This window comes from Azospira sp. MPR-LB4 (assembly GCF_058809525.1).
The window spans coordinates 2,633,714-2,655,436 of sequence record NZ_CM179521.1; the positions used below are offsets into that span (position 1 = coordinate 2,633,714).

16 protein-coding genes are annotated in these 21,723 nt (G+C 65.1%); 13 read left to right on the forward strand and 3 right to left on the reverse strand.

Annotated elements, in window-relative coordinates; genetic code table 11:
- Positions 1–10: 10 nt before the first annotated feature.
- Positions 11–1,492: a TnsD family Tn7-like transposition protein gene (locus tag AC3QLZ_RS12410; protein ID WP_014236192.1), complete on the forward strand. Its 1,482-nt coding sequence runs from the start codon at positions 11–13 to the stop codon at positions 1,490–1,492.
- A gap of 355 nt (positions 1,493–1,847) precedes the next feature.
- Complete coding sequence (locus AC3QLZ_RS12415) at positions 1,848–3,989, forward strand: methyl-accepting chemotaxis protein (protein WP_014236193.1); 2,142 nt, start codon at positions 1,848–1,850, stop codon at positions 3,987–3,989.
- A gap of 68 nt (positions 3,990–4,057) precedes the next feature.
- On the opposite strand, the gene AC3QLZ_RS12420 is transcribed toward AC3QLZ_RS12415, so the two are convergent.
- Positions 4,058–4,771 carry a DsbC family protein gene (locus AC3QLZ_RS12420; protein ID WP_014236194.1) on the reverse strand — a complete coding sequence of 238 codons (714 nt, stop codon included), beginning with the start codon at positions 4,769–4,771 and terminating at the stop codon, positions 4,058–4,060.
- A 22-nt stretch (positions 4,772–4,793) separates the two neighbouring features.
- Complete coding sequence (locus AC3QLZ_RS12425) at positions 4,794–5,951, reverse strand: UbiH/UbiF family hydroxylase (protein ID WP_014236195.1); 1,158 nt, start codon at positions 5,949–5,951, stop codon at positions 4,794–4,796.
- 115 nt (positions 5,952–6,066) lie between these two features.
- Between AC3QLZ_RS12425 and AC3QLZ_RS12430 the strand changes: the two genes are divergently transcribed.
- From AC3QLZ_RS12430 to AC3QLZ_RS12475, 10 genes are all read left to right on the forward strand, one after another.
- On the forward strand, positions 6,067–6,411 hold the full coding sequence (locus AC3QLZ_RS12430; protein ID WP_014236196.1) for a hypothetical protein: 345 nt from the start codon (positions 6,067–6,069) through the stop codon (positions 6,409–6,411).
- Complete coding sequence (locus AC3QLZ_RS12435; RefSeq protein WP_014236197.1) at positions 6,408–6,980, forward strand: shikimate kinase; 573 nt, start codon at positions 6,408–6,410, stop codon at positions 6,978–6,980. Before AC3QLZ_RS12430 ends, AC3QLZ_RS12435 begins: the two co-directional genes overlap by 4 nt.
- Complete coding sequence (gene aroB, locus AC3QLZ_RS12440; protein ID WP_014236198.1) at positions 6,977–8,071, forward strand: 3-dehydroquinate synthase; 1,095 nt, start codon at positions 6,977–6,979, stop codon at positions 8,069–8,071. Before AC3QLZ_RS12435 ends, aroB begins: the two co-directional genes overlap by 4 nt.
- Positions 8,072–8,336: 265 nt before the next feature.
- Positions 8,337–13,034 carry a glutamate synthase-related protein gene (locus AC3QLZ_RS12445; RefSeq protein WP_014236199.1) on the forward strand — a complete coding sequence of 1,566 codons (4,698 nt, stop codon included), beginning with the start codon at positions 8,337–8,339 and terminating at the stop codon, positions 13,032–13,034.
- Positions 13,035–14,501, forward strand: coding sequence for a glutamate synthase subunit beta (locus AC3QLZ_RS12450; protein ID WP_014236200.1), 1,467 nt, complete (start codon positions 13,035–13,037; stop codon positions 14,499–14,501).
- Positions 14,502–14,633: 132 nt separating this feature from the next.
- A complete protein-coding gene (locus AC3QLZ_RS12455; RefSeq protein WP_238526336.1) occupies positions 14,634–15,323 on the forward strand; it encodes a YEATS-associated helix-containing protein in 690 nt (229 codons plus the stop codon).
- A 57-nt stretch (positions 15,324–15,380) separates the two neighbouring features.
- Positions 15,381–16,739: a bifunctional UDP-N-acetylglucosamine diphosphorylase/glucosamine-1-phosphate N-acetyltransferase GlmU gene (gene glmU, locus AC3QLZ_RS12460; RefSeq protein ID WP_014236202.1), complete on the forward strand. Its 1,359-nt coding sequence runs from the start codon at positions 15,381–15,383 to the stop codon at positions 16,737–16,739.
- Positions 16,740–16,748: 9 nt separating this feature from the next.
- On the forward strand, positions 16,749–17,057 hold the full coding sequence (locus AC3QLZ_RS12465) for a hypothetical protein (RefSeq protein WP_014236203.1): 309 nt from the start codon (positions 16,749–16,751) through the stop codon (positions 17,055–17,057).
- A 3-nt stretch (positions 17,058–17,060) separates the two neighbouring features.
- Positions 17,061–18,887, forward strand: coding sequence for a glutamine--fructose-6-phosphate transaminase (isomerizing) (glmS, locus tag AC3QLZ_RS12470; protein ID WP_014236204.1), 1,827 nt, complete (start codon positions 17,061–17,063; stop codon positions 18,885–18,887).
- A gap of 81 nt (positions 18,888–18,968) precedes the next feature.
- Entirely contained in the window at positions 18,969–19,976 is a 1,008-nt protein-coding gene (locus AC3QLZ_RS12475) for a hypothetical protein (RefSeq protein ID WP_014236205.1), read from the forward strand.
- Here the strand turns inward: AC3QLZ_RS12475 and AC3QLZ_RS12480 are convergent.
- Complete coding sequence (locus AC3QLZ_RS12480; RefSeq protein WP_014236206.1) at positions 19,967–21,052, reverse strand: AraC family transcriptional regulator; 1,086 nt, start codon at positions 21,050–21,052, stop codon at positions 19,967–19,969. The genes AC3QLZ_RS12475 and AC3QLZ_RS12480 overlap by 10 nt on opposite strands.
- A 146-nt stretch (positions 21,053–21,198) precedes the next feature.
- Here AC3QLZ_RS12480 and AC3QLZ_RS12485 point away from each other — a divergent pair, with 146 nt between their 5' ends.
- Complete coding sequence (locus tag AC3QLZ_RS12485) at positions 21,199–21,660, forward strand: PaaI family thioesterase (protein ID WP_014236207.1); 462 nt, start codon at positions 21,199–21,201, stop codon at positions 21,658–21,660.
- Positions 21,661–21,723: the final 63 nt, after the last annotated feature.

A 21,723-nucleotide genomic window follows, 5' to 3' on the forward strand; every position in this document is an offset into this window, starting at 1 on the left:
GGAAAAGTCCATGAGTACCGATATCGGTCTATTCGACGGATATCCAATCAACCTGCCATCGCTGGTCGACGGTGAGACCTTGTACTCCTGGTGCGCGCGGTATCACCGATTAAGTGGCAATGTAAATGCTAGCTATTCCTGTGTTCAGCTATTCGGGACCTCTCGTCTCTTGCTAAAGCATGATTTCCCGAAGAATCTGTCGGAGTTTAGCAAGAGAACGGGCAACTGCTTAGGCACCTCGGAAACCTTGGCGTTGGAAAGGACACTGCTGGGGTACTACGCTAATTTCATCTCACCACCACGCTACCAACAGGCATTGGCAGCGGTTTGTAATCAGCGAGCGGCAGAGCCAAAACACCTGCTTGGGTTGATGGCCAGTCGGGTGGGCGCTTCGCATCCTTTGAAGGCTTGCCCTGAGTGCATACAGCACGACCTAGGTGAATTAGGGTTTTCGCGCTGGATTCTTGAGCATCAGTGGCCGTCCGTCTGGGTATGTCGCCATCACGGTATTCTGCTTCGTCGCTTGAAAAGCAGCGCTCAGCGACGGGGACTTCGGGATTGGACTTTGCCAGAGGATCACTCCTGCAACGATTGGGAAAGTCTGCCGCACCTTAATGGAGCGTCAATCACCAAGTTGGTGCGCATTGCTGACATAAGCGCAAGTATTGCCCAAATGTCGGTGATATTTGATGACGACCGCCTGAGAATTGTGTATCGGCAGGGAGCGCGAGACCGCGGATGGGTCTCATTTGATGGGTCGCTTCGTACATTGCTGATCAGACAGCACTTAAAGGTCGAGTTCGGTGATCTCGAAAACGTGCCTGGATTCGGCTTTCTTGCCGATACCGACCTCGATCCGAGTGGCACAGGAGTCGTCGGCTTGTTGACCAGGCGCTTCCCCGGACTGCACCACCCTTTAAAGCATGCTGTGTTGATTGCATTCCTATTTGACTCAGGGGAACACTTTTTCGACGCGTATCGAAGCGCTATGTCAGCCGAGATATCTAATGAGCTTGACGCCATGGTGGGCGACTGGCGTGAAGGATTGCGGCAGCTGGTCGAGTTTGACAAGTGGTCAGTGACCCGTGCTGCAAAAGCAATGAGGATACCATTGTGCCAGGCATGTCGGTGGCTGGATTCGGTTGGTGTGCCGTTCGAACATCGGCCTCGTGTGCTAAACGACCAGATGAAGGTGCAACTTAGAAGTCTGCTGGAAGCAGGTAACGATTACGGGCAGATTGCTGAAATAACTGGGTTGAAAAAGAGTCTTGTCCGGGCATTCGCAGGCTCAGAACCTTCTTTACGGAACTCCTGGAGAGCGCAGCGATTTGAGCGCCTTCGTGCTAGCCATCGAGCTCGTGCCATGGAGTTGTTTAATTCCCAGCACGGGGTTTCCATCAAGGCATTGAAGTCGATAGAGGGAAATGGATTGGCGTGGTTGGAGCGTCATGATCGGGAATGGCTCGCAGAAGTCGCTCCTTCTCTTTGGTAACTTGAAACGAGATTGTCGCGCGGGCCTCCGCAGCCATCCTCAAAACAATAGTTGTTTGAAAGGCTAACAAATTAGGCACTTACATCTTTTTGTCGAGCCGAGTAATCTAGGGGCTGTGAGTCAATTGCTTGAAACCATGACTCAACCATATGAATTTTCGCGATTTCAAGAAAATATTGTGCGGTGACACTTTCGGTGCAGCAGGGGAGCCTCGGGCTCCCCTTTTCATTTGGGGCCTTTTCCCCTGCGGGGTCCGGCGGACGCGGCTGCAGGAATTTTCCCGTTTCGCCGTACGGGGTTGGCATCGCCCTTGCTAAAGAATGTGAACTAATACACAAAAATACGGAGAGAACAGATGCTGCAGAGTCCTTCCATGTCCCTGTCCAGCCGCGAGAAAGGCTGGCTGCCTCTGGGTGGCAAGACCGGCAAGATCGCCATGGGCTGGGCCACCTACCTCAACCGGGACCGCTACCCCGTGCTGGAACAGGCCTTCGAGGGCTTCGCCTCGACCCGGGTGCGCATCCTGCAAAGCTGGGCCGAGCAGTGCTGGCACCACCTGGAAACCCTGGCCGGGGACCTCCAGGCCCTGCATCCCCAGCGGCCCCGCAGCCTGTTCCAGGAGAAGAAGAGCTTCGCCCGGGACTTCTCCGAGCTGTTCCTCATCGACAGCAACGGGGTGGTGCTGGAATCCACCCAGGGCAGCCGGGTCGGCGCCCGGGACCTGCCCGCCCGGGCCGTCGCCGCCGGCCTCCAGGGACGCTTCCTGCACGGCCCCTATGTGGACCCGGTGACCAAGGTTCTGGGGCCGTCCTCTTCCCGTTTCCACGATGCAGTGACCCTGATGTTCTACCTGCCCATCAACGTGGCCGGGGAATTCGCCGGGGCGGTCTGCGGCCGGGTACCCAACGACGTGGTGGGAGACCTGATCCAGCGGGAGGCGGGGCACATCTTCCGGGATTCGGGGGACAACTACCTGTTCATGGTCAAGGCCGAGTTCGACCCGTCCATCCAGCCGGGCACGGCCCTCTCCCGTTCCCGTTTCGAGGACGCCACCTTCTCCCTGGGAGACAACCTGAAGCAGGGGGTGCGCACCGACTACGGCACCGTGCGGGTGCGGGAGCACACGGAACTGGAACTGGTGTTCAACGACCCGGCCACGGGCCAGCTGCACCCCGGCGTGCGGGAAACCATCCGCAAGGGGCAGAACCTGTTCGTCACCTATCCGGGCTATTCCGACTACCGCCATGTGCCGGTGATCGGCAAGGGCGTCACCTTCAGCCTGCCCGGCTCGCCGGACCGCTGGGGCATGATGTGCGAGGCCGACCTGGAGGAGGTCTATCGCTACCGCAGCATCGCCTACAAGCTGCAGAAGCTGTACTGGCTGGTGGTGATCCTGGCCTGGGGCCTGGGCGTCGGGGTGCAGGAGCTGTTGGGCCTGTCCGGCCTGCCGGCCCGCCTGCTGGAGCTGGGCCTGGTCATCGGCGGCGGCTTCTTCTTCAACCTGTTCGGCATGAAGCCCCTGAGCCAGCGCCTGCGCAAGAGCAGCAGCGTGCTGCGCTCCATCGCCGAGGGCGGCGGCGACCTCAGCCAGCGTCTGCCCACCAGTGAGGGAGGCAGCGACGAAACCACGGTCATGTCCCAGTGGATCAACAGCTTCATCGACAACCTGGAACAGATCATCCGCCGGGTGATCCAGACCTCCGGCGAGATCGACGGCACCAACGGCACCCTGCAGGAAAAGAGCCGGGCCACGGCCCTGGCGTCGGCCCAGATGGCGGCGGAGATGCGGGAAACCGAGGAATCCATCCGGGGCCAGGTGGAGGACATCAACGCCGCCAGCCAGAAGGTGGAGGCTATGCGCGAGGCGGTCGCCCAGGTGACGGCCGAGGCCCGGCGCCAGATGGAACTGGTGCAGTCCCGCAGCGCCGGCATCCTGGAGTCCGTGGGCGGCGCCACCCGCACCATCCGGGACCTGGAAAGCAGCACGGCGGAGATCGGTCGCATCGGCACGGTGATCCACGAGATCGCCAGCCAGACCAACCTGCTGGCCCTCAATGCCGCCATCGAGGCGGCCCGGGCCGGCGAGGCAGGCCGGGGCTTTGCCGTGGTGGCCGACGAGGTGCGCAAGCTGGCCGAGCGCACTGCCGATGCTACCAAGGAGATCGCCGCCATGATCGGCGGGGTCCAGTCCCGGGCCGAGGATGCGGTGGTGAGCATGGACACCGGCATGAGCGAACTGGAAGAGGGACTGCGCCTGGCGGCGGATGCGGCTTCGGAAAAGCAGGAAGTGCAGGACATCCTGGAGCACCTGTTCGCCACCATCGACGAGCTGGAGGCGGCTACCCGCGCCACCGGCGGCCGCATCGAGACCATCGCCGTGGCAGCCGAGGCGGTGCGCCAGTCGGTGGATGAATCCAGCCGCAGCACCGCCCTCACCAGCGGTGCAGTACGTACCCTGGATCAGCTGGTGGGTCAGTTCAAGGTCTCGGCCGCCTGAAGGCGGCGGCTGCAAACGACAAGGGCCGCATCAGCGGCCCTTGTGCTTTCCGGCGTTGGCCGGAGGGCTCAGTGGCCCAGGCTGTTCAGCTTTTTCTCGATGACGTCCAGGGGCACGGCGCCGGGGATGCGTTCGCCGTCGGCGAAGAACAGGGTCGGGGTGCCAGTGATGTTGAGGCGGCGACCCAGTTCAAAGGACTTCTGCACCGGGCCGGTGTCGCAGTCGGTGCGGCCGGTGAAGGGCTTGGCGGAAGTCATCATGGTGCTCCAGGCGGCAGCCCGGTCGCTGGCGCACCACACCTGCTTGGACTTCTCCAGGGAGTCGGCCGAGAGGATGGGATAGAGGAAGGTGTAGATGGTGATGTTGTCCAGCTTCTGCAGATCCTTGATGAGGCGCTTGCAGTAGCCGCAGTTGGGGTCCTCGAAGGTCACCAGGACGCGCTTGCCGTTGCCCTTGACCTGCTTCACCGCCAGCTCCAGGGGCAGTTCGGAGAACTTCACGGCGGTCAGTTTCTTCAGGCGTTCGGCGGTGACGTTCTGCATGGTCTTGCCGTCCACCAGGGTGCCGATCAGCAGCACGCTGACCTTCTCGTCGGTGTACAGCACCTGGCCGTCGGCGAAGACCTCGTAGAGGCCCAGATAGCCGGACTTGGTGACGCTCTGCACCTTGCCGTTGATCTTGTCTTCCACGGCCTTTTTCACCGAGGCTTCGTCGGCGGCGGCCGGCAGGGAGAGGAGGGCGCCGGCGCAGAACAGGGCGGCCAGGAATTTGAGTTGTCGCATGGAGGACTCCGGTGGGGAAACTTCAGGATTCGAGGGCGTAACGCACCAGGGCGCTTTTCACGGGGCCGAGGCGGTTCACCAGGTTGAGGCCCAGATTGCGCAGGGGCTTCAAGCCGGGCAGGTCTTCGCGGAAGAGGCGGCGCAGGCCGTCGGTGGTGGTCTGCAGCAGCATCACCTCCTCCTTGCGGGCGCGGCGGTAGCGGGCCAGCAGGCGGGCGTCGCCGATGTCCTGCCAGGGCGCGGCAGCGGCAATGATCTCGGCCAGGGTCTTGGCGTCCCGGTAGCCCAGGTTGATGCCGTGGCCGGAAAGGGGATGGATGCCGTGGGCAGCGTCGCCGATCAGGGCCAGGCGCGGTGCCGTCGGCTCGGGCACCCGCATCAGCTTGAGGGCGAAGGCGGCGGCCGGCGTCAGCAGTTCCAGCTGGCCCAGGGTGTGGTTGCCGGCGGCGGCCACCCGGGCGCACAGCTCTTCGGCAGGCAGGGCGGCGAGGGCGTCGGCGTGGGCGTCCGGGGTGGACCAGACGATGGAGATGCGGTTGCCCGGCAGGGGCAGGTAGGCCAGCACGCCGTCGTCGCGGAACCACTGATAGGCGATGTCGCCGTGGGGCTTTTCGGTGCTGAAGTTGGCCACCAGGCCCTTTTCGCCGTAGGGGCTGTAGTGGGCGGCGAGGCCGGCCCGGTTGCGCACCCAGGATTCGCGGCCGTCGGCCCCCACCAGCAGACGGGCGGAGAGGCTGCTGCCGTCTTCCAGGTGCAGCAGGGTGGCGTCGGCGCGGAATTCCAGTTCCCGGGGCGTGGCCGGGCAGAGGATGTCCACATTGCCCTGGCGCTTGACGTTCTCCCACAGCTCCTGGGCCATCAGGCAGGACTCGAGAATCCAGGCCAGTTCTGGCACGCCGCTCTGGTAGGCGGAGAAGTCGAGGCGGCTGTCGCCGTCGCCATACACTTCCATGGCCCGCACCGGCGCCATGCGGCCGGCGTCCAGGTGCTTCCACACGCCGATGTCGGCGAGGAAACGGGCATTGGCCGGGCTGATGGCGTAGATGCGCGCATCCCAGCCTTCGGGCCGGCTCGGGGCGCGGCCTTCCACCAGGGCGATCTTCAGGCGGGATTCCTTGAGGGCGCAGGCGAAGGCCAGGCCGGCTAGGCCGCCGCCGACGATAACGATGTCGTATTTCATGGGACGAGACTCCAGAAGCCCCGGATTGTGCCTGCCCCACCGGGGCAGCACAAGAACGGGTGCCCTTACGGTCCTCTCGTTGCCACGGGCGGCGGGCCCATGTTAGAAGCGGCCCATGGATAGCGAACTGCAGTATTTCCCCGCCGTGCTCCGTTCCGAGCACGATTCCCCCATCGATGCCCTGGTGGCCCTGGGCCTGCCCCGGGAGGAGTGCATGGAACTGGTGGCCGCCTCCTGGGACCGTCCGGAACTCAGTCTCCTGGCCTGGGTGGACGGCGGCCGGGCGGTGGCGGTGCTGCCCCTGGCGGAGGGGCGCTGGGCTGCCTGCAATGCCTTTGTCGAGCAATCCTGCCGGGAGCCGAAGGAAGCCCTGCGCCGGGCCGGCAAGTTGGCCAAGCGCGGCCGGCGGGCCCTGGTGGGCATTTGGGCCGGGGCGCCTGCTGGTACAATGGCCGGGTGAAAACCAAGCAAGACAACATAATTCTGGTGGGCCTCATGGGGGCCGGCAAGACCACCATCGGACGTCTCCTGGCCAAGCGCCTGGGGAAGCGTTTTGTCGACTCCGACCATGAGGTGGAAAGCCGTACCGGCGTTTCCATTCCGGTGATTTTCGAGATCGAGGGCGAGGCCGGCTTCCGCAAGCGGGAGTCCATGGTGATCGAGGACCTGTCCCGGGAAAGCGGCCTGGTCATGGCCACCGGCGGCGGCGTCGTGCTCAGCCCCGAGAACCGGGAGGCCATCAAGGCCGGCGGCTTCGTCGTCTATCTCTGCGCCCCGCCCGAGCTGCTCTATGCCCGCACCCGCAACGACCGTAACCGTCCCCTGCTGCAGGTGGCCGATCCCCTGGGGCGGCTGCGCCAGCTCTATGTGCAACGGGACCCCCTCTACCGGGAGGTGGCGGACATGGTCATCGACGCCTCTTCCCACTCCGCCAACGCCTCGGTGCAGCTCCTGCTGCGCGTCACCCAGTCGGCGCCCCTGGTGGGCGTCGAGCCGGCTCCCGCACCGCCAACGCCTTCCACGCCATGACTCAGCAAACCCTGCAGGTCGCCCTGGGCGACCGCTCCTATCCCATCCACATCGGCAGCGGCCTGCTGCAGCGCGCCGACCTGATCCTGCCCCACCTGGGGCGCAAGAAGGCGGTCATCGTCAGCAACGAGACCGTGGCGCCCCTTTATCTGGAGCCCCTGGCGGCCCTGCTGCGGGCCAATGGCGTGGCCGTTTCCCAGGTGGTGCTGCCCGATGGGGAGGAGTTCAAGGACTGGCCGACCCTCAACCGGATTTTCGACGCCCTGCTGGAAAGCCGGGCCGAACGTTCCACCACCCTGATCGCCCTGGGCGGCGGGGTCATCGGCGACACCACCGGTTTTGCCGCCGCCTGCTACCAGCGCGGCATGCCCTTCATCCAGGTGCCCACCACCCTGCTGTCCCAGGTGGACTCTTCGGTGGGCGGCAAGACGGCCATCAATCACCCCTTGGGCAAGAACATGATCGGCGCCTTCTACCAGCCCAAGCTGGTGCTGGCCGACATCGATACCCTGGACACCCTGCCGGAACGGGAACTGAAGGCCGGCCTGGCCGAGGTGATCAAGTACGGCCTGATCCGGGATCCCCAGTTCCTGGGCTGGATCGAGTCCAGCCTGCCCGGCCTGCTGGCACGGGACAAGGCCCTGCTGGCCGAGGCCGTGTATCGCTCCTGCGCCCACAAGGCCGAGGTGGTGGCCCGGGACGAGCGGGAAACGGGTGAGCGGGCCCTGCTCAACCTGGGGCATACCTTCGGCCATGCCATCGAGACCGGCCTGGGTTACGGCGTCTGGCTCCATGGCGAGGCCGTGGCGGCCGGAACGGTGATGGCGGCGGAACTGTCGGCCCGTCTCGGCTGGATCGGTCCGGCCGAGGTGGCCCGGGTGGAGTCCGTCTTCCGTCTGGCCGGCTTGCCCGTCAGCGGTCCGGACCTGGGGGTGGAGCGTTACCTGGAATTGATGCGCCACGACAAGAAGGTGGAAGCGGGCAAGCTGCGCCTGGTGCTGTTCCGCGGCATCGGCGATGCGGTGGTGAGCGATGCGGCCAGCGACGAGCAGATAGCCGCCGCCATTGCCGCCCGGGTGTCTGCCGCCTGAAATCCGGTGCACCAAATGGGGTATGGTGCGTTGGTCAAAAGCTGGCTATCACTTTAGTGTGACTTCCCAGGAGTGCAGGTCGGGTTTGAGTACTGGCGGGCGATCGGGGCATTGTTGGGCAAAGCCTTGATGGCTCACGGTTTTCGGGCTACACTATAGTGTTGCTTTTTGCACAGAAAAGGCCGGTGCCGTCCGCACCGGCTTTTTTGACGCCGTTCGGTTTATCCAGGCGGCAGTCTTAATTCATAAAAAGGACTCTAGCGTGATGGATAGTGTTGTCCCTGGTGGGGCCGTTCCCGGGCGGCAGGGCCTGTACGACCCGGCCAACGAAAAGGATGCCTGCGGCGTCGGTTTCGTTGCCCATATCAAGAACAAGAAGAGCCACGGTATCGTTGAACAGGGTCTGTTGATCCTGAAAAACCTCGACCACCGCGGCGCTACCGGTTATGACCCGCTGCTGGGTGATGGCGCCGGCATCCTGATTCAGATGCCCGATGCCTTCCTGCGTGCCGAAGCCGCCAAACTGGGCATCAACCTGCCCAAGGAAGGCGAGTACGCCTGCGGTATCGTGTTCCTGCCCCAGTCCTCCAACGGTCGTGCCGCCGCCGAATCCGCCGTGGCCCGCATCGTGCACGAAGAAGGCCAGACCTTCCTCGGCTGGCGCGACGTGCCCCGGGACAATGCCGGCCTGGCTGCCGCTGCCCGCGAGATCGAGCCGGTCATGCGCCAGGTGTTCATCGCCAAGGGCGAGAACGTCGGCGACCAGGACGCCTTCGAACGCAAGCTGTTCGTCATCCGCAAGCGGGTCGAGCATGCCGTGCGCAAGCTGAAGCTGGACGACGGCAAGCAGTTCTACATCCCGTCCCTGTCCTCCCGCACCATCAACTACAAGGGCATGCTGCTGGCCCATCAGGTGGGCGAGTACTACCTGGACCTGCAGGACGAGCGCCTCGTCTCCGCCCTGGCCCTGGTGCACCAGCGCTTCTCCACCAACACCTTCCCCACCTGGGATCTGGCCCACCCCTTCCGCATGATTGCCCACAACGGTGAAATCAACACCGTGCGCGGCAACGTGAACTGGATGAAGGCCCGCCAGAAGGCCATGTCCTCCAAGTGGCTGAAGGAAGACCTGGACAAGCTGTGGCCCCTGATCGTGGACGGCCAGTCCGACTCCGCCTGTTTCGACAACGCGCTGGAACTGCTGGTCATGGGTGGTTACTCCATGGCCCAGGCCATGATGATGCTGATCCCCGAAGCCTGGGCCGGCAATCCCCTCATGGATGAAGAGCGTCGCGCCTTCTACGAGTACCACGCCGCCCTGATGGAACCGTGGGACGGCCCCGCCGCCGTGGCTTTCACCGACGGCCGCCAGATCGGCGCCACCCTGGACCGCAACGGTCTGCGTCCCGCCCGCTATTTGGTGACCGAGGACGACCTGGTGCTGATGGCCTCCGAAATGGGCGTGCTGACCTTCCCGCAGGAGAAGATCGTCAAGAAGTGGCGCCTGCAGCCCGGCAAGATGTTCCTGATCGACATGGAACAGGGCCGCATCATCGACGACTCCGAGCTGAAGAAGTCCCTTTCCGGCGCCAAGCCCTACCGCAAGTGGATTGAAGAATCCCGCTACTTCCTCGGCGACCTGCCGGAAGCCGGCAGCGAGGCGCCCAAGGCCGACGTGCCCCTGCTCGACCAGCAGCAGGCCTTCGGCTTTACCCAGGAAGACGTGAAGTTCATCCTGCAGCCCATGGCTGCCCAGGGTGAGGAAGCCACCGGCTCCATGGGTAACGACAGCCCCCTGACCGTGCTTTCCAACAAGGAAAAGCCGCTCTACAACTACTTCAAGCAGCTGTTCGCCCAGGTGACCAACCCGCCGATCGACCCCATCCGGGAAGAGATCGTCATGTCCCTGACCAGCTTCATCGGTCCCAAGCCGAACCTGCTGGGCGTGGATGAAACCAATCCGCCCCTGCGTCTGGAAGTGCACCAGCCGGTGCTGACCAACGCCGACCTGGCCAAGCTGCGCGCCATCGACCGTTCCACCTCGGGCCGTTACAAGTCCCTGGTGCTGGACATCACCTGGCCTGCCGCCGAAGGCGCCGCCGGTTGCGAGAAGGCCCTGGAGGCCGTCTGCGCCGCCGCCGAGAAGAGCGTGGCCGACGGCTACAACGTGCTGATCCTGTCCGACCGCGGCGTCTGTGCCGAGAAGGCGCCGATCCCCGCCCTGCTTGCCACTTCCGCTGTGCATCACCACCTGGTGAAGAAGGGTCTGCGTACTTCCACCGGCCTGGTGGTGGATACCGGTTCCGCCCGGGAAACCCACCACTTCGCCCTGCTCGCCGGTTATGGCGCCGAAGCCGTCTGTCCCTGGCTGACTATGGACACCCTGGCCGAGATCGCCGGCAACCTGCCGGGCAACGTCACCGCCTACGACGCCCAGAAGCGCTTCATCAAGGCCGTCAACAAGGGGCTGAACAAGGTCATGTCCAAGATGGGCATTTCCACCTACCAGTCCTACTGTGGCGCCCAGATCTTCGAAGCCATCGGCCTTTCCTCCGAACTGGTGAAGAAGTACTTCGCCGGCACCGCCACCCAGGTGGAAGGGATCGGCATCCTGCAGGTGGCCGAAGAGGCCCTGCGTGTGCACCGTGCCGCTTTCAGCAGCGACCCCGTGCTGGCCGAGAGCCTGGAGACCGGCGGCGAATACGCCTTCCGTGTCCGCGGCGAAGACCACATGTGGACCCCGGATGCCATCGCCAAGCTGCAGCACTCCACCCGCTCCGGCAAGATGGACACCTACAAGGAGTACGCCAAGATCATCAACGACCAGTCCAAGCGTCACCTGACGCTGCGCGGTCTGTTCGAGATCAAGTCGGCCGGCGCTCCGGTGCCCCTGGAAGAAGTGGAACCCGCCAAGGAAATCGTCAAGCGCTTCGCCACTGGCGCCATGTCCCTGGGCTCCATCTCCACCGAGGCCCACACCACCCTTTCCGTGGCCATGAACCGCATCGGCGGCAAGTCCAACACCGGTGAAGGTGGCGAGGATGCCAACCGCTTCAAGCCGGTGAAGGCTGGCCAGAAGCTGTCCGAGATCATCGGTGCCGGCCGTATCGCCCGCGATCTGGAACTGAAGGAAGGCGACTCCCTGCGTTCCGCCATCAAGCAGGTGGCTTCCGGCCGCTTCGGCGTTACCGCCGAGTACCTGGCCAATGCGGACCAGATCCAGATCAAGATGGCCCAGGGCGCCAAGCCCGGTGAAGGCGGCCAGCTGCCCGGCCACAAGGTTTCCGAGTACATCGGTGCCCTGCGTCACTCCGTGCCCGGCGTCGGCCTGATTTCCCCCCCGCCGCACCACGACATCTACTCCATCGAAGACTTGGCCCAGCTGATCCACGATCTGAAGAACGTGAATCCGGTGTCCTCCATCTCCGTCAAGCTGGTGTCCGAAGTGGGCGTGGGTACCGTGGCTGCCGGCGTCTCCAAGGCCAAGGCCGATCACCTGGTGATCGCCGGCCATGACGGCGGTACCGGTGCATCCCCCCTGTCCTCCATCAAGCACGCCGGCACTCCCTGGGAACTCGGCCTGGCCGAAACCCAGCAGACCCTGGTGCTGAACCGTCTGCGTGGCCGCATCCGCGTCCAGGTGGACGGCCAGATGAAGACCGGCCGCGACGTGGTCATCGGCGCCCTGCTGGGTGCCGACGAGTTCGGCTTCGCTACCGCTCCCCTGGTGGTGGAAGGCTGCATCATGATGCGCAAGTGCCACCTCAACACCTGCCCGGTTGGCGTGGCCACCCAGGACCCGACCCTGCGTGCCAAGTTCTCCGGCCAGCCGGAGCACGTGGTGAACTACTTCTTCTTCGTTGCCGAAGAAGTGCGCGAGATCATGGCCTCCATGGGCATCCGCAAGCTGGACGACCTGATCGGCCGTGCCGACCTGCTCGACATGCGCGCCGGTGTGGAGCACTGGAAGGCCCGTGGCCTGGATTACTCCAAGATCTTCTACATGCCGCCCGTGGGTGCCGACGTAGCTCGTCTGCACTGCGAGACCCAGGACCACAACCTGGGCAAGGCCCTCGACCACAAGCTGATCGAGCAGGCCAAGCCCGCCCTGGAAAAGGGCGAGAAGGTGGTGATCAACACCGAGATCATCAACGTGAACCGCACCGCCGGCGCCATGCTGGCCGGTGAGGTGGCCAAGCGTTACGGCCACGCCGGTCTGCCGGATGACACCATCCACGTGAATCTGACCGGTACCGCCGGCCAGAGCTTTGGCGCCTTCCTGGCCAAGGGCGTGACTTTCGAGCTGACTGGCGAAGGCAACGACTACGTGGGCAAGGGCCTCTCCGGTGGCCGCATCGTCATCAAGGCCCCCAAGGCCTTCCGCGGCAACACCGCCGAGAACATCATCGTCGGCAACACCGTTCTGTACGGTGCCATCGAAGGTGAAGTGTTCTTCAACGGTGTCGGCGGCGAACGCTTCTGCGTGCGCAACTCCGGTGCCACCGCGGTGGTGGAAGGCGTGGGCGACCACGGTTGCGAATACATGACCGGCGGCACCGTCGTCGTGCTGGGCCAGACCGGCCGCAACTTCGCTGCCGGCATGTCCGGTGGCGTGGCCTACGTCCTGGACGAGGACGGCACTTTCGAATCCCGCTGCAACCTGGCCCAGGTCGCCTTGGAGCCGGTGCCGGAAGAAGAAGCTGCCTCCGAGAAACTGGGCGAGTTTGGCGACGTCACCAGCCACGGCAAGGTGGACATCCGCCATCTGGCCATGGCCGACGAAGCCCTGCTCAAGGGTCTGGTCGAACGCCACCTGGAAATGACCGGTTCCACCCGGGCCAAGCAGATCCTGGACGGCTGGAGCACCTACCGCGCCAAGTTCGTCAAGGTCATGCCGAACGAGTACCGCCGCGCTCTGGCGGAACTCGCCGCCAAGAACAGCAAGCAGAAGGAGGCCGCATAAATGGGCAAGCCTACTGGTTTCATGGAGTTCCAGCGTCTGTCCGAGGCTTACGAGCCTGTCGAGGCGCGGCTCAAGCACTACAAGGAATTCGTCGGTCACCTGTCCGACGCCGATGCCAAGACCCAGGGGGCGCGCTGCATGGATTGCGGCATTCCCTTCTGCAACAACGGCTGCCCGGTGAACAACATCATTCCCGACTGGAATGACCTGGTTTACCGCGGCAACTGGGAAGAGGCCATCGCCGTCCTGCACTCGACCAACAACTTCCCCGAGTTCACCGGCCGCATCTGCCCGGCGCCCTGCGAAGCTGCCTGCACCCTGGGCATCAACGAGGCGCCCGTGGGCATCAAGTCCATCGAGCACGCCATCATCGACAAGGCCTGGGAAAACGGTTGGGTCAAGCCCCAGCCCGCCAAGGTCAAGACCGGCAAGAAGGTTGCCATCGTCGGCGGCGGTCCCGCCGGCCTGGCTGCTGCCCAGCAGTTGGCCCGTGCCGGTCACGACGTGACCGTGTTCGAGAAGAACGACCGGGTCGGCGGCCTGCTGCGTTACGGCATCCCCGACTTCAAGCTGGAGAAGGGCCTGATCGACCGCCGCATGGAACAGATGCAGGCAGAGGGCGTGACCTTCCGCACCAAGACCATCGTCGGTACCAAGACCCTGCCGGCCGGCATCGTCAATGACGCCACCACCGTGGTTTCTGCCGAGCAGCTGAGCAAGGAATTCGACGCCGTGGTGCTGACCGGCGGTTCCGAAGTCCCGCGCGACCTGCCCGTGCCGGGCCGGGAACTGAAGGGCGTGCATTACGCCCTGGAGTTCCTCATCCCGCAGAACAAGGAAGTGGCCGGCGACGGCAAGAACCCCATCCGCGCCGACGGCAAGCACGTCGTCGTCATCGGTGGCGGCGACACCGGCTCCGACTGCGTCGGTACCTCCAACCGCCACGGTGCGGCTTCCATCACCCAGTTCGAAGTGATGCCCAAGCCCCCGGTGGAAGAGAACAAGGCCCTGACCTGGCCCTACTGGCCGCTCAAGCTGCGTACCTCTTCCTCCCACGACGAAGGCTGCACCCGGGACTTCGCCGTGTCCACCAAGGAGCTGATTGGTGACGGCAACGGCAACGTCAAGGCCCTGAAGGCAGTGCGCGTGGAGTGGAAGGACGGCAAGATGGTGGAAGTGGCCGGTTCCGAGTTCGAGATTCCCGCCGACCTGGTGCTGCTGGCCATGGGCTTCACCAATCCGGTGGCCGGCCTGCTGGAAGCCTTCGGTGTGGACAAGGATGCCCGCGGCAACGCCAAGGCGACCACCGACGGTGCCGGCTGCTACGCCACCAACGTGCCCAAGGTCTTCGCTGCCGGCGACGTGCGCCGCGGCCAGTCCCTGGTGGTGTGGGCCATCCGCGAAGGCCGTCAGGCCGCGCGGGAGGTCGATGCCTTCCTGACCGGCGCTTCCGAACTGCCCCGCTGAGGCATCCGGAAAACGGCACGACAGAAAACCCCGCCCCCGTGGCGGGGTTTTGTTTTGCAGGGGTCTTCCCCTGTGGCATATTACGGTCTGCGCGGGACGGGAGGCCCCATGGACATGGAACTGCAAAAAGCGATGCAAGTAAGCCAAACTTTCGGTGCCCTCGACGGGCATCTCCTGATCATCCTCGGCATCCTCGTCGTCGCCGGCATTCTCGGTGGCATCGCCAACTTTTTCCTGCGCGACCGCCAGGTGGAACCCGAGGTGCGCGAGTGGCTGAAGTATCCGCTGCTGGGCATGGTGGCGGCCCTGACCGTGCCTCTTTTCCTCAACATGATCTCCAGCAATCTGCTCGAAGGGGCCCGCACCCGTCCGGTGGATTTCTTCGTCCTGGCCGGCTTCTGCCTGCTCTATGTGGTGGTTTCCCGCCGCCTGTTCGAAAACATGGCCAACAAGCTGCTGTCCCAGCTCGACCTGGTCAAGGACGACGTGCGCCAGTTGCAGGAGCGCAAGCCGGAGGCGGTCCCGGAAGCCCAAGAAGCCGTGGTCAAGGAACTGCCGAAGGAAGCCCTGTCCTACAACGACGTCGAACTGGTGCGCGCCATTGCCGAAGAGAACTACGTGTACGGCAATCTGGCCGGCCTGGCCGAAAAGACCGGTCTGGGCCGGGAGCTGATCAGCCAGCGTCTGACCGTGCTGAAGAACCTCGGCATCATCGAAACCCGCATCAACGAAAAGAACGTGCTGCACTGGTTTGTTTCCAACAAGGGCAAACAGCTCCTCGGCGACATCCTCTCCGGCCAGGAAGAGAAGAAAAGCGCCTGATCCCCTCCCCATGGCCGCCCCGGCGGCCGTGTCGCTTCTGTATCGCGGAAAAGTCCCATGAATATCGTCATCCTCGCCGCCGGCCAGGGAAAGCGCATGCATTCCCATCTGCCCAAGGTGCTTCATCCCATTGCCGGCAAGGCCCTGGCTGCCCACGTCCTGGATACCGCCCGCCATCTGGGCCAGTCCCGTATCTGCCTGGTAGTGGGCCACGGCGGCGAAGTGGTGCGCAGCGCCCTGGCTGCAGCCGATGTGGCCTGTGCCGTGCAGGAACCCCAGCTGGGCACCGGCCACGCGGTGATGCAGGCTCTGCCCCTGCTGGATGGCGAGGGCATGACCCTGGTGCTTTACGGCGATGTGCCCCTGATCCAGGCCACCACCCTGCAGCGGCTGGTGCAGGCCGCCGGCGACGGCCTGGCGGTACTGACGGTGGATCTGGAAAATCCCAAGGGCTACGGGCGCATCATCCGCGACAGCGCCGGCCGGGTGCAGCGCATCGTCGAGGAAAAGGATGCCACCCCGGCCGAGCGCCTGGTACGGGAAACCAACACGGGCATCATGGCTTTGCCCACGGCCCGCCTTAAGGACTGGCTGTCCCGCCTCTCCAACGACAATGCCCAGGGCGAGTACTACCTGACCGACGTGGTGGCCCTGGCGGTGGCGGACGGGGTGCCGGTGCATACGGCCCAGCCGGAAGGCGAATGGGAGGTGGCCGGAGTCAATAGCAAGGTGCAGCTGGCCGAGCTGGAGCGGGTCTATCAGTTGCGCCTGGCCCACGGCCTGCTGGAGCAGGGCGTGCGCCTGGCCGACCCGGCCCGGCTCGACGTGCGCGGCCAGCTCCGCTGCGGCCGCGACGTGGCCATCGACGTGGGCTGCGTCTTCGAAGGCGAGGTGGTGCTGGAGGAAGCCGTGGACATCGGTCCCTACTGCGTCCTGAAGAACGTCACGGTCAAGGCCGGCGCCCGCATTGCTGCCTTCAGCCACCTGGAAGGGGCCGTCGTCGGACCCGATGCCATCGTCGGTCCCTACGCCCGCCTGCGGCCGGGTACCGAGCTGGGGGCCGAGGCCCATGTGGGCAATTTCGTCGAACTGAAGAACAGCATTCTTGGCCCCGGTTCCAAGGCCAACCACCTGGCCTACGTGGGCGATGCCACCGTGGGCCAGCGGGTCAACATCGGTGCCGGCACCATCACCTGCAACTACGACGGCGCCAACAAGCACCGCACCGTCATCGAGGACGATGCCTTCATCGGTTCCGACTCCCAGCTGGTGGCCCCGGTCACCGTGGGCCGCGGTGCCACCCTGGGGGCCGGCACCACCCTGACCAAGGACGCCCCCGCCGATTCCCTCACCGTTTCCCGCGCCCGCCAGGTCAGCCTGGCCGGCTGGAAGCGCCCCGAAAAAGTCAAAAAGTAAGGAAGTTCCATGGACGCCTATTTCACCCTTTACGTACTGACCGTTGCCCTGGCCGTGGCCGGCGGCGGCATGCTGCTCCTGGTGGGCTACATCGACACCATTCCCGCCTCCTTCGCCCACGGCTGGCGCTGGGGCGCCTGTGCCCTGCTGGTGCCGGTGCTGGGGCCCCTCTATTTCTGCTGGAAGCACTGGGCCGATTGCGCCAAGGCCGGCAAGCAGCTGGTGGCCGGCACCGTGCTGATGGCCCTGGCCATGGGCGGCCTCTACGGCCTGGGTCCCTGGTTCGCCAAGCGGGCCCTGGAAATGGCGGGGAGCTGAGCCATGTGCGGCATCGTCGCGGCGGCAGCCCGCAACAATATCGTTCCTGTCCTCCTGGAAGGCCTGCGCAAGCTGGAGTACCGGGGTTACGACTCCGCCGGCCTGGCCATCCTCAACGGTGGCCTGCAACGCCTGCGCAGCGTCGGCCGGGTGGCCGAACTGGCGGCCCAGGCCGACAGCACCGGCGCCACCAGCGAGACCGGCATCGCCCACACCCGCTGGGCCACCCATGGCGTGCCTTCCGAGCGCAACGCCCATCCCCACATCTCCGAAGGTCTGGCGGTGGTGCACAACGGCATCATCGAGAACTACGAGTCCCTGCGCGCCGAACTGTCGGCCCTGGGTTATAGCTTCTCCTCCGAGACCGATACGGAAACCATCGCCCACCTGATCCACCATACCCTGAAGAGCGAGCCTGATTTGTTCCGCGCCGTCTGCCGCACGGTGCAGCGCCTCCAGGGGGCCTACGCCATCGCCGTGGTCAAGGAAGACGAACCGGGCCGGGTCATCGTTGCCCGGGAAGGTTCGCCCCTGCTGCTGGGTGTTGGCGAGCAGGGCAACTATGCGGCCTCGGATGCCTCCGCCCTGCTGCAAGTGACCCGTCGCATTGTCTATCTGGAAAACGGCGACGTGGCCGAACTGCGTCCCGAAAGCTGGCGCGTTGCCCGGGCCGACGGCGCGCCGGTGGAGCGGCCGGTGGCCCTCTCCAGCCTGTCGGCGGACGCGGTGGAACTGGGCCGCTTCCGTCACTACATGCAGAAGGAAATCTTCGAGCAGCCCGACGCCCTGGCCAACACCCTGGAAATGGTGGGCGGCGCCAAGAGCCTGCAGGCCGGCCTCTTCGGGGCCGAAGCGGAAACCCTGCTGGGCGGTGCCACCTCGGTGCTGATCCTGGCCTGCGGCACTTCCAGCCACGCCGGCATGGCGGCCCGCTACTGGCTCGAAGCCGTGGCCGGCATTCCCTGCACCGTGGAAACGGCCAGCGAATACCGCTACCGGGAATCCGTGCCCCAGGCGGACCAGCTGGTCATCGCCATTTCCCAGTCCGGCGAGACCGCGGACACCCTGGCTGCCCTGCGCCATGCCAAGGCCCTGGGCCACCACCGTACCCTGGCCCTGTGCAACGTGCCCGAGTCGGCCATCGTGCGCGAATGCGCCCTGCGTTTCATCACCCGTGCCGGTCCGGAAATCGGCGTGGCTTCCACCAAGGCCTTCACCACCCAGCTGGCAGCCCTGTTCCTGCTGACCCTGGTGCTGGCCAAGCTCAAGGGTCGTCTCTCCGATACCGAGGAGGCTATCCAGCTGCAGGCCCTGCGCCACCTGCCCGCCGCCATCGGCAGGGCCCTGGAACTGGAACCCCAGATCAAGGCCTGGGCCGAGCGCTTCGCCATGAAGCAGCATGCCCTTTTCCTCGGTCGCGGCATCCATTACCCCATCGCCCTGGAAGGGGCCCTCAAGCTCAAGGAAATTTCCTACATCCACGCCGAGGCCTATCCGGCTGGCGAACTGAAGCACGGGCCCCTGGCCCTGGTGGACAAGGACATGCCGGTCATCGCCGTGGCGCCCAATGACGTGCTGCTGGAGAAGCTCAAGTCCAACCTGCAGGAAGTGAAGGCCCGGGGCGGCGAGCTTTACGTCTTCGCCGATGCGGATTCGGAAATCGCCGAGTCGGAAGGGGTGCATATCCTGCGCCTGCCGGAACACTACGGCCGCCTCTCCCCCATCCTCCACGTCATTCCCCTGCAACTGCTGTCCTACCACGCAGCCCTGGTCAAGGGCACCGATGTGGACAAGCCGCGCAACCTGGCCAAGTCGGTGACGGTGGAGTAATTCCCACCGCCGGCCGGCTTGGGTCAAGTCGGCCGGCATATTGCCGTTAACAAGCCATGTGTTCTTCGCCGGCGATATCCCATGAAAATCACTTCCCTTAGCTGGACGACCGCGTCTGCCGCTTCCGCCAAGCGCAGCGAACGACAGGGAGGGGCGGACGAGGCGAGGGAAAGTGCCAAAGCCCTGGCCCAGTCCATCCTCTCGCCCAAGGAAGACGAGCAGGCCAAGCGACAATCAGAGCGGGCGCGGCAGATGAGCAGTTTACTGCAACAGCTGCGCTCCATGCCGTCGGCCCAGGAGACCCGCAAGCAGGCGGCGGCCGACAAGGCCGAAATGCTGAAAAGGCGGCTGCAGATGCTCAAGTCCATGCTGGCCGGGGCGACGCCGGAGCAGGCCAAGGCGCTGGCCCGGCAGGTCCGCAGCATCGCCAAGGAACTTGCTTCCCTGGCCGGCAATCTGGGCGGCAACAGCGGCGGTTCGGGCGCGTCGGCCAATCTGTCCGTGAGCAGTTCGGACAGTTCAGCCAGTCAAACCACCAGTGTCGGCAGCGATGCGGCCCAGGGGAAGGCAGATGGACCGGCCCAGAGCGCCGTGGCCCAGGCGACTGCGGCAGAGGCCCAGGCCGATACGGGCGGTGACGAGGCCGACAGCGCAGAGGCAGGGGCGGCCGATGAGTCGGCCGCGGCAGCCAGCGGAGCCGGTGCAGAAGCCGAAGCGGAAGCTGCGGCCGCGGTAGCTGCCGATCCGGAGCAAAAGGCCGAAGACAAGAGGGCCGGCGAAAGCCGGGGCGCCACGGAGGGGGTCAGGAGCGGCGGCCAGTCCGATGCGGACAAGGCTTTGCGCAAGGCCCTGGAAGAGGCGCGCAAGGTGCTCAAGGCTGTTGTCGCCCTGCTCAAGCAGAAACTCGGACAGCAGGACAAGGATGTGCGCAGCATCCAGGAAAGCATGGCCAAGCTGGACCAGTTGATGGGGCAGGGGGGCGACGGCGTCGCCAGTGTGCCCCAGGTCTATATCGACGTGGGTGGCATGGGCGATGCCGGTGCCGCAGTTGCCGCCGTGGCCGGCGCCACGGTGAACACTCAGGCCTGAGACGGTTCCTGGCCGTTGCCGGGGCGCTCCTTCTGGGCCCGCAGGCGCTTGCGGTACTGGCTGGGCGAGGTGCCGGTCCAGGAGACGAAGGCGCGGAAGAAGGCCGAGGGGTCGGCAAAGCCCAGGTCGGCGGCAATCTGGCCCAGGGGCTGGCTGGTCTTGGTCAGGCGCGACAGGGCCAGGTCCCGGCGCAGGGCATCCTTGATGGCGCGGAAGCTGGAGCCTTCCTCCTCCAGGCGCCGGTGCAGGGTGCGGGGCGACAGGTTGAGCTGGCGGGCGACGCCGTCCAGATCGGGCAGTTCCGGCAGGGCCGCGCGCAGGATGTCGCGCACCCGCAGCACCATTTCCCGGTCCCGCCGGTAGAGGGTGGTGATCTTGCCCGGGGAGCCTTCAAGAAAGCTGGCCAGGGCCGCCTCATCGCGGCGGATGGGCAGGTCCAGCAGGGTGGCGGAGAAGCTGGCGGCCAGGGAATCGGCGGCAAAGTCCGACTGGGCGGTGTAGATCAGGGCATAGTCGTCCGCATGGGCCGGGCGCGGGTAGGGGAACTGGACCCGCTCCAGGACGATGCTGCGCCCCGCCAGCCAGGAGGCCAGGCCGTGCAGCAGGCGCAGCAGCCATTCAAAGGCAAAGACCCGGCCGACGGCCAGGGGGCGCTCCTCCCGGATGCGCAGCAGGGCCTGACCGGCGCTCCCGCTTTCCAGATGCACCGACAGATCATGCAGCACCAGCCCCAGGAAGCGGGTGCTGCGTTGCAGGGCCTCGCCCAGGGTCGGTGCGCTGATGACGCTGCGGCAGAGAAATTCGAAGGTGCCCGGCGGCAAGGGCGTGGAAAAAAGGGCAAAACCCTCGTCGCCGAGTTCGGCGATGAGCAGGTTGTAGAGGGCGGCGTAACGCTCCACCGGCACCCGCACATCCGGCCGGTGCAGCACCTCCCGGCCGATGCCGGCCCGCTCCAGCAGGGGGCCGGCATCGCCGCCGCGGGCCGTGACCCCGGCCAGCATGCCCTGGACGAAGCCCATGGCCACGGTGGCCCGGGGGCGGGGCAGGGAGCTGGCGATTTTGTCAGGGTTGCTCATTGCTGCCCTGCAACACCGTGAATTGGTTGAAATTCCATATTGGCGGATTTTGCACGATTTGCGGCATGGCGGGCAATGGCCCTGGGCCGGCGGACTTTTTAAGATGTCGCCATTCTTAGAAAAACGTCGAGAAAGCCGGTCTGCCCATGAAAGCCTTTCAGGATTACTACCCGGAGAGCGTGGCCCACTGCTACGGCTGTGGCAGCCGCAACGACCACGGCCACCGCATCAAGACTTTCTGGGAAGGGGAGGAGAGCGTCACCCGCTACACCCCCGAGCCTTACCACACCGCCGTGCCCGGCTTCGTCTATGGCGGCCTGCTGGCTTCCCTGATCGACTGCCACAGCACCGGCACCGCCGCGGCCGCCATGTACCGGGCCGAAGGCCGGGAAATGGACAGCCTGCCCCCGTTCCGCTTCGTCACCGGCTCCCTGCTGGTCAAGTACCTGAAACCCACCCCCCTGGGCGTGACCCTGGAGATCCGCGGCCGCGTCAAGGAAATCAAGGGCCGCAAGGTGGTGATCGAATCCACCGTCTATGCTGAAGGCGTGGCCACGGCCAGCGGCGAAGTGGTGGCCCTGCAGATGCCCGACGACTTCGGCGCCTGATACTTCCGAACCCTGCGCCGGCCGCCGCGCCGGCTCCATCCCATCCGCCTATTGGAGCGACAT

Excerpts from the sequence above, each read along its gene's own strand:
- AC3QLZ_RS12410 (WP_014236192.1), top strand. The coding sequence starts at position 11 with ATGAGTACCGATATCGGTCTATTCGACGGATATCCAATCAACCTGCCA.
- AC3QLZ_RS12415 (WP_014236193.1), top strand. The coding sequence starts at position 1,848 with ATGCTGCAGAGTCCTTCCATGTCCCTGTCCAGCCGCGAGAAAGGCTGG.
- AC3QLZ_RS12420 (WP_014236194.1), bottom strand. The coding sequence starts at position 4,771 with ATGCGACAACTCAAATTCCTGGCCGCCCTGTTCTGCGCCGGCGCCCTC.
- AC3QLZ_RS12425 (WP_014236195.1), bottom strand. The coding sequence starts at position 5,951 with ATGAAATACGACATCGTTATCGTCGGCGGCGGCCTAGCCGGCCTGGCC.
- AC3QLZ_RS12430 (WP_014236196.1), top strand. The coding sequence starts at position 6,067 with ATGGATAGCGAACTGCAGTATTTCCCCGCCGTGCTCCGTTCCGAGCAC.
- aroB (WP_014236198.1), top strand. The coding sequence starts at position 6,977 with ATGACTCAGCAAACCCTGCAGGTCGCCCTGGGCGACCGCTCCTATCCC.
- AC3QLZ_RS12445 (WP_014236199.1), top strand. The coding sequence starts at position 8,337 with ATGGATAGTGTTGTCCCTGGTGGGGCCGTTCCCGGGCGGCAGGGCCTG.
- AC3QLZ_RS12450 (WP_014236200.1), top strand. The coding sequence starts at position 13,035 with ATGGGCAAGCCTACTGGTTTCATGGAGTTCCAGCGTCTGTCCGAGGCT.
- AC3QLZ_RS12455 (WP_238526336.1), top strand. The coding sequence starts at position 14,634 with ATGCAAGTAAGCCAAACTTTCGGTGCCCTCGACGGGCATCTCCTGATC.
- glmU (WP_014236202.1), top strand. The coding sequence starts at position 15,381 with ATGAATATCGTCATCCTCGCCGCCGGCCAGGGAAAGCGCATGCATTCC.
- AC3QLZ_RS12465 (WP_014236203.1), top strand. The coding sequence starts at position 16,749 with ATGGACGCCTATTTCACCCTTTACGTACTGACCGTTGCCCTGGCCGTG.
- glmS (WP_014236204.1), top strand. The coding sequence starts at position 17,061 with ATGTGCGGCATCGTCGCGGCGGCAGCCCGCAACAATATCGTTCCTGTC.
- AC3QLZ_RS12475 (WP_014236205.1), top strand. The coding sequence starts at position 18,969 with ATGAAAATCACTTCCCTTAGCTGGACGACCGCGTCTGCCGCTTCCGCC.
- AC3QLZ_RS12480 (WP_014236206.1), bottom strand. The coding sequence starts at position 21,052 with ATGAGCAACCCTGACAAAATCGCCAGCTCCCTGCCCCGCCCCCGGGCC.
- AC3QLZ_RS12485 (WP_014236207.1), top strand. The coding sequence starts at position 21,199 with ATGAAAGCCTTTCAGGATTACTACCCGGAGAGCGTGGCCCACTGCTAC.